The organism is Bacillus sp. FSL W7-1360 (assembly GCF_038592975.1).
In the GTDB taxonomy this organism is placed as follows: domain Bacteria; phylum Bacillota; class Bacilli; order Bacillales; family Bacillaceae_D; genus Shouchella; species Shouchella lonarensis.
The window spans coordinates 2,494,419-2,510,325 of sequence record NZ_CP151950.1 but is presented as its reverse complement, the minus strand read 5'-3'; the positions used below and the strand labels follow the sequence as shown (position 1 = coordinate 2,510,325).

The 15,907-nt window shown below is 43.0% G+C and carries 19 protein-coding genes; all 19 read right to left on the bottom strand.

The window, feature by feature from the left end; genetic code table 11:
* Positions 1–37: 37 nt before the first annotated feature.
* The 19 genes from NSQ26_RS13000 to NSQ26_RS12910 all read right to left on the bottom strand — a co-directional run bounded on the left by NSQ26_RS13000 (position 38) and on the right by NSQ26_RS12910 (position 15,682).
* Entirely contained in the window at positions 38–1,477 is a 1,440-nt protein-coding gene (locus NSQ26_RS13000) for a spore germination protein (protein WP_499718454.1), read from the bottom strand.
* A 208-nt stretch (positions 1,478–1,685) separates the two neighbouring features.
* Positions 1,686–2,018 (bottom strand): DNA-directed RNA polymerase subunit beta, encoded by a 333-nt coding sequence (locus NSQ26_RS12995; RefSeq protein ID WP_499718453.1) that lies wholly within the window; start codon positions 2,016–2,018, stop codon positions 1,686–1,688.
* Positions 2,019–2,071: 53 nt separating this feature from the next.
* Positions 2,072–3,076, bottom strand: coding sequence for a rod shape-determining protein (locus NSQ26_RS12990; RefSeq protein ID WP_499718452.1), 1,005 nt, complete (start codon positions 3,074–3,076; stop codon positions 2,072–2,074).
* Between the two features lie 164 nt (positions 3,077–3,240).
* Positions 3,241–3,528: a sporulation transcriptional regulator SpoIIID gene (gene spoIIID, locus NSQ26_RS12985; RefSeq protein ID WP_090774714.1), complete on the bottom strand. Its 288-nt coding sequence runs from the start codon at positions 3,526–3,528 to the stop codon at positions 3,241–3,243.
* A gap of 180 nt (positions 3,529–3,708) precedes the next feature.
* Positions 3,709–4,521, bottom strand: a complete 813-nt coding sequence (spoIIQ, locus tag NSQ26_RS12980) for a stage II sporulation protein SpoIIQ (RefSeq protein WP_499718451.1) — start codon at positions 4,519–4,521, stop codon at positions 3,709–3,711.
* 142 nt (positions 4,522–4,663) lie between these two features.
* Entirely contained in the window at positions 4,664–5,707 is a 1,044-nt protein-coding gene (spoIID, locus tag NSQ26_RS12975; RefSeq protein ID WP_499718450.1) for a stage II sporulation protein D, read from the bottom strand.
* Positions 5,708–5,858: 151 nt separating this feature from the next.
* On the bottom strand, positions 5,859–7,157 hold the full coding sequence (murA, locus tag NSQ26_RS12970) for a UDP-N-acetylglucosamine 1-carboxyvinyltransferase (protein WP_499718449.1): 1,299 nt from the start codon (positions 7,155–7,157) through the stop codon (positions 5,859–5,861).
* Positions 7,158–7,199: 42 nt separating this feature from the next.
* Positions 7,200–7,961, bottom strand: coding sequence for a YwmB family TATA-box binding protein (locus tag NSQ26_RS12965; protein WP_499718448.1), 762 nt, complete (start codon positions 7,959–7,961; stop codon positions 7,200–7,202).
* 79 nt (positions 7,962–8,040) lie between these two features.
* Entirely contained in the window at positions 8,041–8,277 is a 237-nt protein-coding gene (locus NSQ26_RS12960) for a DUF1146 family protein (protein WP_090774709.1), read from the bottom strand.
* A 236-nt stretch (positions 8,278–8,513) separates the two neighbouring features.
* Complete coding sequence (locus NSQ26_RS12955; RefSeq protein ID WP_090774708.1) at positions 8,514–8,918, bottom strand: F0F1 ATP synthase subunit epsilon; 405 nt, start codon at positions 8,916–8,918, stop codon at positions 8,514–8,516.
* Between the two features lie 49 nt (positions 8,919–8,967).
* Positions 8,968–10,380, bottom strand: coding sequence for a F0F1 ATP synthase subunit beta (atpD, locus tag NSQ26_RS12950; RefSeq protein ID WP_499718447.1), 1,413 nt, complete (start codon positions 10,378–10,380; stop codon positions 8,968–8,970).
* A gap of 34 nt (positions 10,381–10,414) precedes the next feature.
* Positions 10,415–11,281, bottom strand: a complete 867-nt coding sequence (gene atpG / locus NSQ26_RS12945; RefSeq protein ID WP_090774706.1) for an ATP synthase F1 subunit gamma — start codon at positions 11,279–11,281, stop codon at positions 10,415–10,417.
* An 84-nt stretch (positions 11,282–11,365) separates the two neighbouring features.
* Positions 11,366–12,880 (bottom strand): F0F1 ATP synthase subunit alpha, encoded by a 1,515-nt coding sequence (gene atpA / locus NSQ26_RS12940; protein WP_090774705.1) that lies wholly within the window; start codon positions 12,878–12,880, stop codon positions 11,366–11,368.
* A 31-nt stretch (positions 12,881–12,911) separates the two neighbouring features.
* Positions 12,912–13,457 (bottom strand): F0F1 ATP synthase subunit delta, encoded by a 546-nt coding sequence (locus tag NSQ26_RS12935; protein WP_499718446.1) that lies wholly within the window; start codon positions 13,455–13,457, stop codon positions 12,912–12,914.
* Positions 13,454–13,945, bottom strand: a complete 492-nt coding sequence (atpF, locus tag NSQ26_RS12930; protein WP_499718445.1) for a F0F1 ATP synthase subunit B — start codon at positions 13,943–13,945, stop codon at positions 13,454–13,456. The genes NSQ26_RS12935 and atpF overlap by 4 nt, the downstream gene beginning before the upstream one ends.
* 112 nt (positions 13,946–14,057) lie before the next feature.
* On the bottom strand, positions 14,058–14,273 hold the full coding sequence (atpE, locus tag NSQ26_RS12925; RefSeq protein ID WP_499718444.1) for a F0F1 ATP synthase subunit C: 216 nt from the start codon (positions 14,271–14,273) through the stop codon (positions 14,058–14,060).
* Positions 14,274–14,360: 87 nt separating this feature from the next.
* Positions 14,361–15,074, bottom strand: coding sequence for a F0F1 ATP synthase subunit A (gene atpB / locus NSQ26_RS12920; RefSeq protein ID WP_499718443.1), 714 nt, complete (start codon positions 15,072–15,074; stop codon positions 14,361–14,363).
* A 4-nt stretch (positions 15,075–15,078) separates the two neighbouring features.
* Complete coding sequence (locus NSQ26_RS12915; RefSeq protein ID WP_499718442.1) at positions 15,079–15,483, bottom strand: ATP synthase subunit I; 405 nt, start codon at positions 15,481–15,483, stop codon at positions 15,079–15,081.
* A gap of 1 nt (position 15,484) precedes the next feature.
* Entirely contained in the window at positions 15,485–15,682 is a 198-nt protein-coding gene (locus NSQ26_RS12910) for an AtpZ/AtpI family protein (RefSeq protein ID WP_499718441.1), read from the bottom strand.
* Positions 15,683–15,907: the final 225 nt, after the last annotated feature.

Sequence of the window (15,907 nt, the reverse complement as noted above, 5' to 3'; positions counted from 1 at the left end):
CCAAACGCTCCTTTTTCCAACCGTTCTTTCCCCTGTCTTAATACCCATCGTCAATATCTCTTTGACTACGCACTGTCTTCGTTTGAAACTTCCTTGGTTTTTTCGTTTGCAAAAATGCTTGACGATGCGTTTGCATCTCCAGCGGTAAACGAACGAACGTGTCCTTTAAGTCACGCCAAGAAAATGGATAAATCGGTGCCATATAAGGACGACCAAGTGAAGTGAGAGACAAAAGGTGACATACAATAAAAATAAACATTAAACCAATCGAAACAAGTCCCCAAACTTGCGCTGCAATGATAAACGGAAATCGAACAATTCGAATCGTTGTACCCATCCGGTAAATCGGTACTGTAAACGACGTTAACGCGGCTAAGGCGACAATAATAAGCAAAACATTGCTTGTCAATCCTGCTTCGACAGCTGCCGTACCAATGACAATCCCGCCAACAATCCCGATCGTCTGCCCGATCTTCGTTGGTAAACGCGCGCCTGCCTCACGTAATAACTCAATCGTCGTTTCTAAAAATAACGCTTCTACAATTGGAGGAAATGGCACAATACGTCGTGACATCATTAATGTACTAAATAAGTCTTGTGGAATGATTTCCGGATGGTATGTCAAAACCGCTACATAAAGAGGGGTCGCAAAAATTGAAAAAAACAACGCTGCCAACCGTAACAATCGTAAAAACGTTGCCGCCGGCCATGATAAAAAAGCATCTTCAAACGACGAAATAAACTCCACAGCCGTCACAGGGGCAAGCAATGCTTGAGAAGAACCATCTGTCAATATGGCAATTCTTCCTCCCGCCACACTTGCTGCGGTTCGATCGGGTCGTTCGGTATCGATGAATTGTGGAAAAACTGAGGAACTATTGTCTTCCATTATCTGCAAGACGACAGAAGAATCTTGTACTTGATCAATCTTTACATTTCCCAAACGTTGTAATACGGTTTGTACATTTGTTTCATTGGCAACAGATTGTAAATAAGCTACGTATAACGTTGTTTTTGATACTTCACCAATTGTAAGCTTTTTCAAACGCAAATCACTTGTAGGCAAACGCTTCCGCAGTAAGTTAATGTTCACATCAATTGTTTCCACAAAAGACTCTTTTGATCCAAACACACTAAACTCTACTTCCGGAATAGACACTTGGCGCCCCTCTGTCTTCTTCAGAGGGACCAACCAATCAGCGTGCATCCACTGTTGTGCCGCCCGTATGAGCACATAACCAGTTAACAAATCACGCTCAAGCTCATCAGCAGTAGCAAGGGGTTTCATTTGCAAAGAATTCATGTGCTCAACCATGTCTTTTTCATCTAACTTTTCTAACTGTTGCAACGGACGAACAACCTCATCTATTAACTGTGTTTCATCCACTAGGGAAGAAAAATAATAAAAAGACATCATTTGATTGTTGATCTTCTTTTTTAGCTGCGTGAAGTCACACGAATCGTTTGCTGCCTTCAATACGTCGTCAACTGATTGAAAAGAAGACCTGGTTTGTTTTGGTGTGCCCGACTTTGAGTGCTTTTTCTTAAAGAAGAATGGCATATCTTTTTGAAACGTCCTTTCTTTTTTTATGTACCTAGTATGTGGTGTGAATAAATAAACCATGCACGAAAAAAAGAACTGAGCCCTCTCAGTTCTTTTCAGCCATTTATCATATCCGAACCGATCAATGACCACGAATGGCATCAATCATGCTATACCATAGTTGTGGACTTAAGACCTCCCACGCATTTTCACTGTTACCAACTACACCATACCCAATAACAAGACCCGCGAGCAAGCAAATACTCGTAAGCAAACCAACAATGACAAGACGTAACCAAATAGGGAGCAAGCGCACACGCTGACGTCTCAAACGCCAGACAGCATCTAAATTCCCTTCCTGTGCTCGGCGTTCTCTACGCGCGCTTCTCGTTTGTAGCGGCTCTATTTGATGATTTTGTGTTTCCGCCAACATATTTGCTGCTTGTCCCTTTTCATGATGTCTCTTTGTTGCCATGCCTACGCTCACCCCTGTACTCCTGTTATCTCACTCACGAATTTTCCGCGCTATTAAATACGGACTTTTTTACTCGACATTTTATCGAGGTTTTCTAAAATGATGCCTGTTCCCGTCGCAACGCAATGCATTGGCTCTGTTGCGACGAGCACCGGCACTTTGAGTCGTTCTGCTAGCAGTTGGTCCATCCCATGTAGTAAAGCGCCTCCACCAGTCAAAATAATGCCACGATCAATAATATCTGCCGACAGTTCTGGAGGCGTTCGCTCCAGCACTTGTTTTGCTGCTTGCACAATATCATCGACTGCTTCCACAAGCGCTTTTTCAATCTCATCTGTTCTGATCGTGATATTTCGTGGCAAACCCGTCACCATATCTCGACCACGAATATCCATTTCTTCTCGACGGGCGCTTGGAAATACTGTCGCAATTTGCTTTTTAATTTCTTCAGACGTACGTTCACCAATTAATAGCTTATATTGTTTTTTAATGTACGTCAAAATATCCGCATCAAACCTGTCACCGGCTACTTTAATGGATGTAGAAGTGACAACATCGCCCATGGATAGAACTGCTACATCCGTTGTGCCACCACCTATGTCAACAACCATATTACCGCTTGGTTGAAAAATATCCATGCCTGCTCCAATAGCGGCTACTTTTGGCTCTTCTTCCAAGTACACATCTTTTCCACCACTTTTTTCTGCTGCCTGGCGAATGGCTTTTTGTTCAACAGATGTAATATTCGTTGGACAACAAATTAAAATACGCGGCTTCGAGAATACACCTTTTACTTTAATCTTATTTAAGAAATGTTTCAACATCGACTCTGTCATATCAAAATCAGCAATGACACCATCTTTCATAGGACGGATTGCTACAATGTTTCCAGGTGTCCGTCCAACCATTCGAAACGCTTCTTCTCCAACAGCTAATACGCGATTCGTTGTCGTATCAAGCGCAACAACGGATGGTTCGTTTAAAACAATGCCACTACCTTTTACATAAATAAGTACATTTGCTGTCCCTAAATCAATGCCAATATCTCGACCAAACATGATTGATGTTCCTCCCTATTTTCATTCAACATTTATGCTAAGTGATTGTGCGCAAGAAATCACCTTTTATGTACACTTGTACATTGGAGGAGACGTCTAATACGCACTCGTACCTAGTATAAATATTAACATATAAATAGGCAAAATAAAGCGCTAGATCATATTTATTGATGTGTTTTTGCAGTTTGTTTTGTTGCGGCTGCTGCACTTTTCTTATATTTCACTTTTGTCGCTTCACCACCTCGCAAATGGCGAATAGATTTGTGGTACTCAAGGATCTTTTTTACATCGTTTGCTAGCTCTGGATTAATTTCAGGAAGTCTTTCTGTTAAATCCTTGTGTACAGTACTTTTTGAGACACCAAATTCCTTTGCAATCGTTCTCACAGTTTTCTTCGTCTCAATAATGTACTTGCCAATCTTGATGGTTCGCTCTTTGATGTAATCGTGCACACGACTCGCCTCCCTAGATGTATATAGGTGATTGGTAAAGTGTATTAACAAGGTCGACGGCTTAGACCATAAATTCACAGTCGTGCGTCAACTTCTTACACATTTACGCGCCCAAGTCATGTTTCTCATTAAAAAATGCCCAACTTGCTCTCTGAGCAAATTGGACATTTTTGCTTGTCCTTAAGAATCTGATGGTAACTCCATTTCAGGCTGTTCCGACGAAGGATCTTCCTTCGTCTCCTCATCTTTGCCTTCAACATTCGCTTCGTCATCATCTGTCTCTTTTTTATCTGAAGGAGACAGATCCGCCATGCGCGCAAGCGACTTTCCAAAAGCATCGTTTGGATTCAGCGCTGTACCCTCTTTGCGAATCTCAAAGTGTACATGTACACCTGCATCCATGTTATACTCGTTACTCCCTGACATGCCAAGGACTTGTCCTTGTTTAACTTGGTCACCCTTAGACACATCAACATTGTTCAAACTGGAATAATGCGTGACAATATCATCACCATGATCGATCTCCACCACATACCCAAGGATAGAGTCTTTCGTCGCTTTAATGACTTTCCCACTCATCGCAGCGGTCACTGAAAAGCGTTCTCCATTGTTACGTTGCAAATCAATGCCTTGGTTTTGTCGATAGACATTGCTATAAAAGACAAGCGCTTTCTGTTGTTCTTCCACGTCGGCATCGGCATCGTAGAAATATCCGACTTGTTTATACTCTGCCTCATCCTCAACAGGCATATGTAATGTCTCATCGCCTGTAACGACCGGTACAGATGGGTCTTCACTTCCATTTGGATCCATCGTGACTTCATTCGGTGTGTTGTCTGGGTCCGCACTTTCCTCTCCATTTTGCGTGAAGAATACAGCACTTAAAAGACCAGCAGCAACGAGTAAATAAACAGCAGGTAACAACCAACGCTTACGCATCAACATTTGTAGATTAACTTTTTTAGAAGAATGTTTGTTTTCTTCTTTTTTCATTTCTCATCACCTCTGCCCACCATTCTGAACAAATTGCTAGTGATCTATACATCTCGTTGCAATTTTTATCATTTTTAAAGAAAAGATTTTAAAAAGTAGGTCGTTGCTCAACAAAAGAAAAAACGACCTTTTAAATAGGTCGCTATTGTGATGACAGTGACTGTAAAAACGGTTTTGCCTCCGTTACTTCCACACCGGTATAATAATGCTTTACAATTTCTTCATAAGTCTTACCTTCTAACGCCATCGCATTTGCTCCGAATTGGCTTAAGCCAATTCCATGCCCCCAGCCTTTCGTTTGTATGACAACTTCTTTTCCGTGAATGTACCAATTAAAATCAGTGGAATCAAGGGAGAGCATTTCTCTAAGTTCTCTACCTGTGAAAATGTGGTCGTTTACCTCCACTTTCTCTACGCGGCCACTATCTGTGCGGGAAACAATCGTTCCAACCGAGCCATCCTGAGGTAAAGATACGCCAAGCAATTCCTCAAATTTCTTTATCGGAATTGTCACTTCTTTTGTATAACGCGGAGAAGACTGATCCCAAGCGCTTTCTACACTACGTAAATAAGGCAAGTCACTTTCCCAATAGTCTTTTGCGTTTTCAGTGTAACCGTTACTCGTTGAGAAGAATGCTGCCATGATTGGCTTCCCTTCATATGTCAACAGTTGATTTTCTGTCGCCTTCACCGCATCCGTCACCTTTTGCCAATAAGCGGAAAAGTCTTGTCCCCACTGTTCTTGTAATTCTTCTTGATTTTTATATACTTGGTGGGAAACCGTATCAGTGACATCAGCTCCTTCAGGCAGCTTTTGGTCATCTTTTTTATTTAAAAGCCGATCAATGATGATTGTACGTGCACTTAAAGCTTGTGCTTTTAATGCCTCTGGCGCGTAACTTGCCGGCATTTCTGACGCAACGACACCTGCTACATAAGATTCTAGCGACACGGTTTCAATCTTTTCTAAATTACTGCGATAGACATGAATATTAATCGCTGTTTCCTCCTCTTTTGGTGGTTCTTCCTTTTTCTCATATGCTGCATATGCTTTTTCCGTTTGTGAAACCACCACCTCTTGGACACTTGAAGCGTCCTCATTATGGTTCATAAAAACAACAAACAAACTCGGCACAACAAGAATCATAGAAATAAGGCTTGCCGCTATGAATACCATCCTTCTCATTACAATCCCCCATTTTCTTCTCGTCCATTAGTCTATGTATTTATAGAAAAAAATAGACGTTTGAGAGAATGCGGACGTTGATGAAAAAAGCACAAAAAGACTGCCCGTTTATTGACAACGAACAATCTTTTTACCATGCGCCTTTTTATTACTATATGGATTCAGCTACTTCAAGAGAGTCTTTTGCTTGATGCTCTTCCACTCGTTCAATATCAGCCCCAAGTGCCTTTAACTTCTCAGTTAAACGGTTATACCCTCTGTCAATATGCTTTAGTTCTGTTACACGTGTATAACCATCGGCAGCCAATCCTGCCACGACGAGCGCAGCACCCGAACGTAAATCAGTGGAACCAACTTCAGCCCCTTGCAAGCCATTCGGACCGGTCACAATGGCCGAGCGCCCTTCAATTTTAATATTACCATTCATGCGACGAAATTCTTCAACGTGCATAAACCGATTTTCAAATATGGTTTCTGTCACCACACTTGTTCCTTCTGCCTTTAATAATAATGCCATCATTTGCGCTTGCATATCCGTTGGGAATCCCGGATGCGGCATTGTTTTAATATCGACAGCTTTTAATTTCTCTGGTCCGATCACACGTAAACCCGAGCCTTCTTCTGAAATCTCCACACCCATCTCACGCATTTTAGCAATAAGTGGCCGCATATGTTCTCCAATTGCACCTTCCACAAACACATTGCCGCCAGTGATTGCAGCTGCAATCATAAACGTCCCTGCCTCAATACGATCCGGTATTACTGAATGAACCGTACCTGTCAACGCATCAACACCTTCGATACGAATCACACCAGTACCTGCACCACGGACACGTGCCCCCATCGCATTTAAGTAATTGGCAAGATCGACAATCTCCGGCTCTTCAGCAACATTTTCAATTGTCGTTGTGCCTTCTGCGAGCACAGCGGCCATCATAATATTTTGCGTTGCCCCAACACTTGGGAAATCCAAATAAATTTTTGTACCTTGCAAGCGACCATCAATACGGGCTTCAATAAAACCGTTACCGATCTCCACCGTTGCACCAAGCGCTTCAAACCCTTTTAAATGTTGGTCAACTGGACGTGACCCAATGGCGCAACCACCCGGTAAAGCGATTCTCGCCTTCCCCACACGGGCTAAAAGTGGACCCATTACAGTAAAGGAAGCACGCATTTTTCTCACATATTCAAACGGCGCCTCCGTTTTTAAAGGTCTTGTTGCATCAACATGAAAGCGACCATTTTCATACGTGACAGCCACATTCAAATTACTTAAAACTTCTTTCATTGTATACACATCAGTTAAAGGCGGTACATCCTCAATTGTACTCTCACCGTATTCAGCCAAAATGGATGCAGCTACCACAGGTAGAACAGCATTCTTAGCACCTTCCACCTTCACGGAGCCGTGTAGCCGCTTGCCACCACGGACAATGATTTTTTCCAACGTATTTCCCCTCCGCGTCTCATTATAGTCTCTTCTATATCATCAATATTCAGTCGTAATGATAGGCGTGCCTAAAGTTACCTTCGTTGCCCCGCCCAAGTACGGACTTTGCCTAAGTGCAACTTGTACATTCATCTCTTCGTCTGTAGAAAGAGGGACACCATTTTGCCATGCATCATTGTATCCGGACAAAGATACAAATGCTTCCTCTGACAATGATTCTTTTTCAGTGGCGCCAAGTTGACGCACCCATTTCTGAGCCGTTTCATATGCTGAAAAAGTGAGTGGATCCAGTGTTTCAGCCGAAACTTGCACATATAGCGTGGCATCAGCAAAGTTTAAATCCTCTAACTGCTGCACCACTTTTTTGTCATCCATTGTTTGTTCCGATGATGCATCAGCAACATATTCATACACTTTTGTTAAAGTAAATTGTCCTTGTTCAGGTACGGCCACAAACGACACCTGCACTTCTTTCGCGCTGATGTGATCTTTCTGTAGGAAAACTGCCTTTAAATGCTCATGTGATGTCTCTTCTATTGAAGAAAGTTCAAAAGTTGGCTGCGTACGAGCAAATAAATGAACTTGCTCAAAAAACATTTCCTTGTTACTAATAAGTGCTTTTTCTTTTTTCGCCCTTACATGCCACTGCTTAGGCACAAGCGATGCTGAATCCATCAGTTGTGTAAAAGCAGTCATTTGTTCTTGAAGTGTCTCTACAGCAGTTTCTTTTGATTTTGGAGTGTAAATAACCGCACACACGCACAATATTAACACAAATACAACGTTCATCACCTTTTGCATCTATACCCTCTCCTCACAGGACATAAAGGATCCATTAGTCCCATTTTTACCTGTTGGAGACAAAGCATACATGCAAATTTTAGTTTAATAAGTACGGAAGCATCCGGGCAGACTGTACATAATCAAGGATAAACTGCGCAACAACATATCCGAGTGCAAGCGCCATAAACAAGCGTAGTAAAAGCGCTTGTTTACTCTTTATGTCTTTTACAAACAATTCCAGCCTAAAGGATGTAAGCGCCCACCATGCGAGTCCAAAGCAGAGCAAACTCACCATAATATGTATGAATGCTTCTACGCCTAGTCCTTGCGTCAATATCAAAACCTCATTTCTTGCTAAAACAAATGACAATTTCAGTACAATCAAAACGACGTGAAACTGTAGACAAGACAATTCATTAACCATCATACCGGATTTTGGCTCAAAAATCTAGGCAGATCTATTGGTTATTTTAGGATGACCAACATTTTTTGTGAACAATTTAGCACGATTTTGTGACGATCAATAGATAAAAAGACCCTCCACAGTGGAAAGGTCTTTTTTACATTGATTTATCGGTGTTTCGCGACATTCATCCGAGTAATTGCTCGTTGTAAAGCAATTTCTGCTCGTTTCTTATCAATTCCTTCTTGCTGCTTGTGCAATCGCTCCTCTGCGCGCTGCCGTGCTTTTTCAGCCCGGCTAAGATCGATTTGCTCAGGACGTTCAGCTGCTTCTGCAAGAATGGTCACTTGATCAGGACGGACTTCAACAAAGCCACCGATCACTGACACTTGCGCCTCCTTGCCGCCTTTTAAGAATCGCGCTGGACCAATCGCAAGGGGCGCGAGTAAAGGAATATGTTTGGCTTTGACACCAATTTCTCCTTCAACCGTCTTTAATACAGCAAGTTCAACGCCTTCATCTTCATATACAGCGCCATCCGGTGTCACAACACTTACACGAACTGTTTCCATTATAACCCCCTCCTTCCTGCCGCATCTTATAAAAATCGCTTACAAAGCGTTACATCATTTGCTTTGCTTTTTCCACGACTTCTTCAATACGACCGACAAGACGGAAGGCATCTTCCGGTAAATCATCGTATTTTCCAGCTAAAATATCTTTAAAACCTTGAACTGTTTCTTTTACAGGTACATAAGAACCTGGTTGTCCTGTAAATTGTTCGGCAACATGGAAGTTTTGTGATAAGAAAAACTGAATACGACGTGCACGCGCAACTGTCAACTTATCTTCTTCCGATAACTCGTCCATACCAAGGATCGCAATAATATCTTGGAGTTCCTTGTATTTTTGCAATGTCTGCTGCACGCCACGGGCAACGTTATAATGATCTTCACCAACAACTTCAGGTGCAAGGGCACGTGATGTAGACGCAAGTGGATCTACAGCAGGGTAAATCCCTTGTTCCGTTAACTTACGCTCTAAGTTCGTTGTTGCATCTAAGTGTGCGAACGCTGTTGCTGGTGCTGGGTCTGTGTAGTCATCAGCTGGCACATAAATCGCCTGAATCGACGTAACAGAACCTTTTTTTGTTGACGTAATCCGTTCTTGCAATTGTCCCATCTCTGTTGCAAGTGTTGGCTGGTAACCAACTGCTGATGGCATCCGACCAAGTAAAGCAGATACTTCAGAACCAGCTTGTGTGAATCGGAAAATATTATCCACAAACAAAAGTACATCGGCGCCTTGTTCATCACGGAAGTATTCGGCCATTGTGAGTCCAGTTAACGCAACACGCATCCGTGCACCTGGTGGCTCATTCATTTGTCCGAAGACCATCGCTGTTTTCTTAATAACGCCCGCTTCTGTCATTTCGTGATACAAGTCATTTCCTTCACGCGTCCGTTCACCAACGCCAGCGAAGACAGAAATCCCACCATGTTCAAGGGCAACGTTATTAATGAGCTCTTGAATTAAAACAGTCTTCCCAACACCGGCACCACCAAACAAACCGACTTTACCACCTTTTGTATAAGGGGCTAGTAAGTCAACGACTTTAATACCTGTTTCAAGAATTTCTGTTTTCGTTGTTAACTCCTCAAAGCTAGGGGCTTCGCGGTGGATTGGATCACGACGAACATCTGCAGGGACGGGATCTTTTAAATCAATCTCTTCCCCTAACACATTAAATACACGCCCAAGTGTTGCTTCACCGACAGGAACAGAAATGGCTGCACCTGTGTCCGTAACGTCTGTACCGCGCATTAATCCATCTGTAGAACTCATTGCAACAGTACGTACGGTATCATTACCAAGATGAAGCGCGACTTCTAATGTAACATTTACTTCTACAGCGCCTTTTTCGCCACCCTTTTGGGCCACTTTTAAGGCATTATTAATTTCTGGTAGTTGCCCACTTGGGAACTTAACGTCTACGACGGGTCCCGTAATTTGTAAAATACGGCCTGTTGACATCGTTTTCCCCTCCTACTTTTTCCTGTATTCAACCTTATTCGAGGGCGGCTGCACCGCCAACAATTTCAGTAATTTCTTGTGTAATCGCCGCTTGACGCGCCCGGTTGTAAGAAAGCGTCAAATCATCAATCAATGAAGAGGCATTATCCGACGCCGCGCTCATCGCCGTCATACGTGCACCAAACTCACTCGCTTTTGCATCGAGTAGCGCACCATAAATGAGGCTCTCAGCGTAGCGAGGCAATACACGTTTAACCATTTCTTCTTCTGATGGCTCATACTCATATAAGCTCGTTGACTCACGAAGTTCTGCATCCTCTACAGAAGTGAGTGGCAACAATTTTTGCTCTGTCACGCGTTGTGTCATCGGGCTAATAAAGTGGTTGTACCAGACATACAACTCATCGAATAAACCGTCTGCAAACATATCAACAGACGTCTTCGCTAAACTTTTCACGTCTTCAAATGTTGGTTGATCAGGTAATTCAACCATTTCTTGAATGATCGGTTGTTTACGTGACTTTAATAAATCGCGACCTATGCGACCAAGCACAATAATGGCGTATTCATCCATAGATGCATGTCGTGACTCAATTTGTTTCATCATATCACGCAACAAGCTCGCGTTATAGCCACCAGCTAACCCTTTATCTGAGGAAATCAAAATGTAGCCCGTCTTCTTCACTGGTCGTGCTTCTAACATTGGATGGCTCACTTGACTACCAGACTGGGCAATATGATGTACGACTTCGCGCATTTTCTTTGCATATACTTCATACGATTGTGCCGCCAGTTGCGCTCGATTTAACTTCGAAGCTGACACCATTTGCATCGCTTTTGTAATTTGACGTGTTTTTTTCGTCGAATTAATTCGTGTTCTTATATCACGCAATGAAGCCATATGTTCACCACCTTCCATACCAGAAATCAGCATTCAGTCGCCGGAAGTCGGTAGACCCCTGATTTCTTTTCCTGTACGCTGCTTTTATTCGTTTGAAGTGACAAAGTTTGATTTAAATGCTTGCAGTGCTGCTTTTAGCTCACTTTCCTCTGGCAAGTTTCCTGTCGTCCGAATGTGCGCAAGCAGTTCAGGCTGACTGTTGTCAAGGTACGTAAATAATTCTGATTCAAATCGAAGGCAGTCTTCTACCGGTACATCATCTAAATACCCTTTTGTCAGTGCATAAATAATGGCTACTTGCTTCTCCACTGGCAGTGGTTGATGCAAGTCTTGTTTTAACAACTCGACCGTCCGCATTCCACGATTCAAGCGTGCTTGGGTTGCTGCATCTAAGTCTGAGCCAAACTGGGCGAACGCTTCTAATTCACGGTACGCAGCTAAATCAAGACGCAGTGTTCCAGCTACTTTTTTCATCGCTTTAATTTGTGCACTCCCCCCAACACGGGAAACGGAAATCCCTGGGTTCACAGCCGGGCGAACGCCTGAATGGAATAAGTCAGACTGTAGGAACACTTGTCCGTCAGTAATTGAAATCACGTTCGTTGGAATATATGCAGATACGTCGCCTGCTTGTGTTTCAATAAACGGTAGCGCCGTAATGGAACCTCCGCCTAGATCATCATTCAACTTCGCTGCGCGCTCTAGCAAGCGAGAGTGTAAGTAAAAGACGTCTCCTGGGAAAGCTTCTCGACCTGGTGGACGACGAAGTAACAATGACATTTCACGATAAGCCGCTGCTTGCTTAGACAAATCATCATAAATGACAAGAACGTGCTTTCCGTTATACATAAACTCTTCTGCCATCGACACACCTGTATATGGCGCTAAAAATAACATCGGTGCTGGGTCTGATGCGCCAGCTGAAACAACAATCGTATAATCAAGCGCACCGTGTGTGCGAAGCGTTTCAACAACGCCTGAAACCGTTGATTCTTTTTGACCGATCGCCACGTACACACAAAGCATATCTTGGTCTTTTTGGTTTAAAATTGTATCAATGGCAATTGCCGTCTTACCTGTTTGACGATCACCGATAATGAGCTCACGTTGTCCTCGTCCAATTGGGATCATTGAATCAATCGATTTAATGCCCGTTTGTAATGGCTCATGAACAGACTTCCGCGCCATAACACCTGGTGCTTGGCTCTCGACCGGGCGTGTTTTCGTTGTGTGAACAGGGCCGAGACCATCAATAGGCTGACCAAGTGGGTTCACAACCCGTCCAAGCAGCTCTTCACCGACCGGTACTTCCATAATCCGACCTGTTCGCTTCACTTCGTCTCCTTCACGAATGTCACGGTATGGACCGAGAATAATAATCCCAATGCTATCTTCTTCTAAGTTTTGCGCCATCCCCATGACACCTGTAGAAAATTCCAGCAGCTCTCCAGCCATGACGTTTTCGAGTCCATAAGCAAAAGCAATTCCGTCACCAACACGAACAACCGTGCCGACGTCTTGCACATCCACCGTCGCTTCAAATTCACCAATCTGCTTTTTAATGAGCGAGCTAATTTCCGTCGCTTTCATACTAGCCATTCGTTTTCACCCCTAACTTCCGAATCCAGATTCAATTTGCTTCTAATAGTTGCTTTTCAAGCCTTGTCAATTGCCCTTGAATGCTGCCATCAAATACACGGTCACCAATTCTAACCTTTATACCTCCGAGTACTGTCGCGTCTACTACATTCTCCACACACAATTCACGCTTACCAACTTTAGGAGCAAATGTCGTACTTATTTGGCGCGCTTCCTCATCATTTAATGGTTTTGCCGAAAAAACCGTTGCAGACGCAATCCCTTTTTTCTCGTCGTTTAACTTTTTGTAGCTGTCAGCAAGTGCTGCGATCATCCGAACGCGCCCCCGTGAAAACAATAATAAAACTGTATTGAACACTGGCTCGCTCACCTGGTTCTTAAATGCTTGAACAAGGAGATCTTCTTTTTTGTCTAAAGAAATTCCCGGCTGTATTAACACTTGTGTTAACTGAGGCGTTTCTGCAAAAACGGCTTCAATCAATGACAGTTCTGCTTCATATTTATCGACTTGTCCTGTTTCTTCTGCTAACTCAAAAAGAGCAACAGCGTAACGACCTGCTACTGCGCTCTTGCTCATAGCTCTTCGCCCACTTGTTTGAGATACGTTTGCACAAGCTTGTCTTGTTCTTTTGCATCAAGCTCTTTTTCAATCACCTTACTTGCTATCAGCACTGAAAGTGAGGAGACTTGCGCACGTAATGCTGCGACTGCTTGTTCTTTTTCGTTTTGAATTTCTGCTAGTGCTTGTGCATGAATACGCGCTGCTTCTGCACGTGCTTCTTCAACCATTTGCTTGCCTTGTTGCTCACCAGCTTTTTTCGCATTTTCAATGAGTTCACGTGCTTCTACACGTGCTTTCTTTAGTTCTTCTTGTTGCGCAGCCACAAGCTTTTCTGATTCTTCTTGATTACGCTTGGCAGCGTCTATCTGGTCATTGATCATATTTTGACGGTTCTGCATCACACCAAGTAACGGCTTCAATGCGAATTTACTTAGCAGCGCTAATAGTATCATGAAGCCAACAAGACTATAAATGACAGAACCCCATTCGATATCGAAGTCCAAAACGTACACCCCTTTTACAGATGTGATTCTTGTACCTTACATAAGGAAAGGCGAGAGGTCCTTATGAGAACGCTGTCGCCCCTCGAAAAATCTATTCTGCATTCTCTTTTCTTTAAAGCTTACCAAAAAGCATGAACGCAATAACGATTGAGATGATTGGAAGTCCCTCTGCTAAAGGTACCCCGATAAACATCAATGTTTGCAATGTTCCTCGTTGTTCTGGTTGACGAGCCACCCCGTCTAGTACACCTTTTACGATTAGAGCAGCTCCAATAGCCGCTCCAACTGCGCCAAGTCCTGCAGCAAGTCCAATTCCGATTGAAATCATTTGACATTTCCTCCTTCAATGTGAATAACAAAATATTATTATAGAGCATAGAGTCCCTGTTAAGAGATATCAACAAAGATTAAAACGTTAATGCGCTTCGACTTTATGAGACATATACACCATTGTCAGCATAGCAAAAATATATGCCTGCAGCGAACCGATAAACATCCCAAACGCTTGCCACACGATCAGGGGTACAAAACCAATCCCCCACATGTACCATGCAGTCGTACCCATACCCACGATAAGCAACATTAAAACCTCTTTGGCATAAATGTTCCCAAATAATCGCATCCCGAGTGTGAGCGTGTTTGATACTTCTTCAATAAGTTTAAACGGCAGTAACCACCAAGAAGGGTTGCCATACCCTTTCAAATATTGCTTTGTCCCACGCACCTTGATACCATAAATGTGGGTCAACACAACCACAAAGACAGCAAGCGATAATGTTAATGTCACATTCGCTGTCGGCGAATGCCACAAGATATAGTGATCCGTCTTAGTCGAAATCTCGAATGGAATCCCCATCATATTCGAAACAAACACATAAAAAAGCAACGTGTACGCTAGGACGATAAAACGACCACCAACGTTCCAATCCATGTTCGCTTTAATGATGCCACGGTTAAAGTCAATGACCCATTCAATGAAGTTTTGTAGACCGGTTGGGCGCATGGCCAGTTTACGACAGCCAATGTACGTGATGACAAACACAATGATCATTGCAATGGTTGTTGTAATCATCAAGGTACCATCGAATTTCAAACCGAGCCATTCAAATGTTAAATGTTTTTGATCCATTTTTTCACCCCTTTCGTCTCAAAACTTTACTCACCATTTCGACCATCACGATCCCATACATTAAACTAAGACCCATAATGACCGCAAATGTATTGAACCGTGTTGGATACTGTAAGGCAAGGATCAGCGCAGCAAGAGCAAGCGAGACACGGATGACAAAACCTAAACCAGCAATAAACATCGCAAACAAGGTTGATGAAGAATTGACATGACCAACGATATGTACATGCCGATAATTTGTCCACAAAATGATGTATCCTGTGAAAAAACCTAGCATCAAACTGCGAAAAATCACTTGCGAGGACGTAAAGAAATAACCGCCTACACAGACGACCATCACCGCAGCAGCTACCCATGTATAGCGCTTCATTTGCCCTTGGAAAGAGAGGTTATTTGCTTGTACTGCCATTTCAATCGTCTCCTAAAAAGGGTTGAATAGCCTTGTAAATGGCATATGAACTTACACACATACCAAGCAATAAACAACTGATCAAAAAGATCGGTTCTACCCCAAAAACTTGATCGAGCCACCGTCCGAGAAACAGACCGCCAAACGTTCCGCCAATGACGTACGAAGTAATGATTGAGACAAGCACATACGCACGCACATTCGTCCTCCTTATCCATGAACAAAAAGCTACACAAACCACATATGTAAGCCTTACCACAGTAACCCATTTGTAATCTTACAATAGGAGCCCTCCTGTGTCAACGGTTTTCTCTATATAAACACATTTCTTTCGTAAAAGTGTTTTCGTTTGTTCACAGGTTTGGTAAATGTATGTAAGGTAATGGGGAGTTTTGACGACCAAAGTGTCCCTACTCCCCATTTT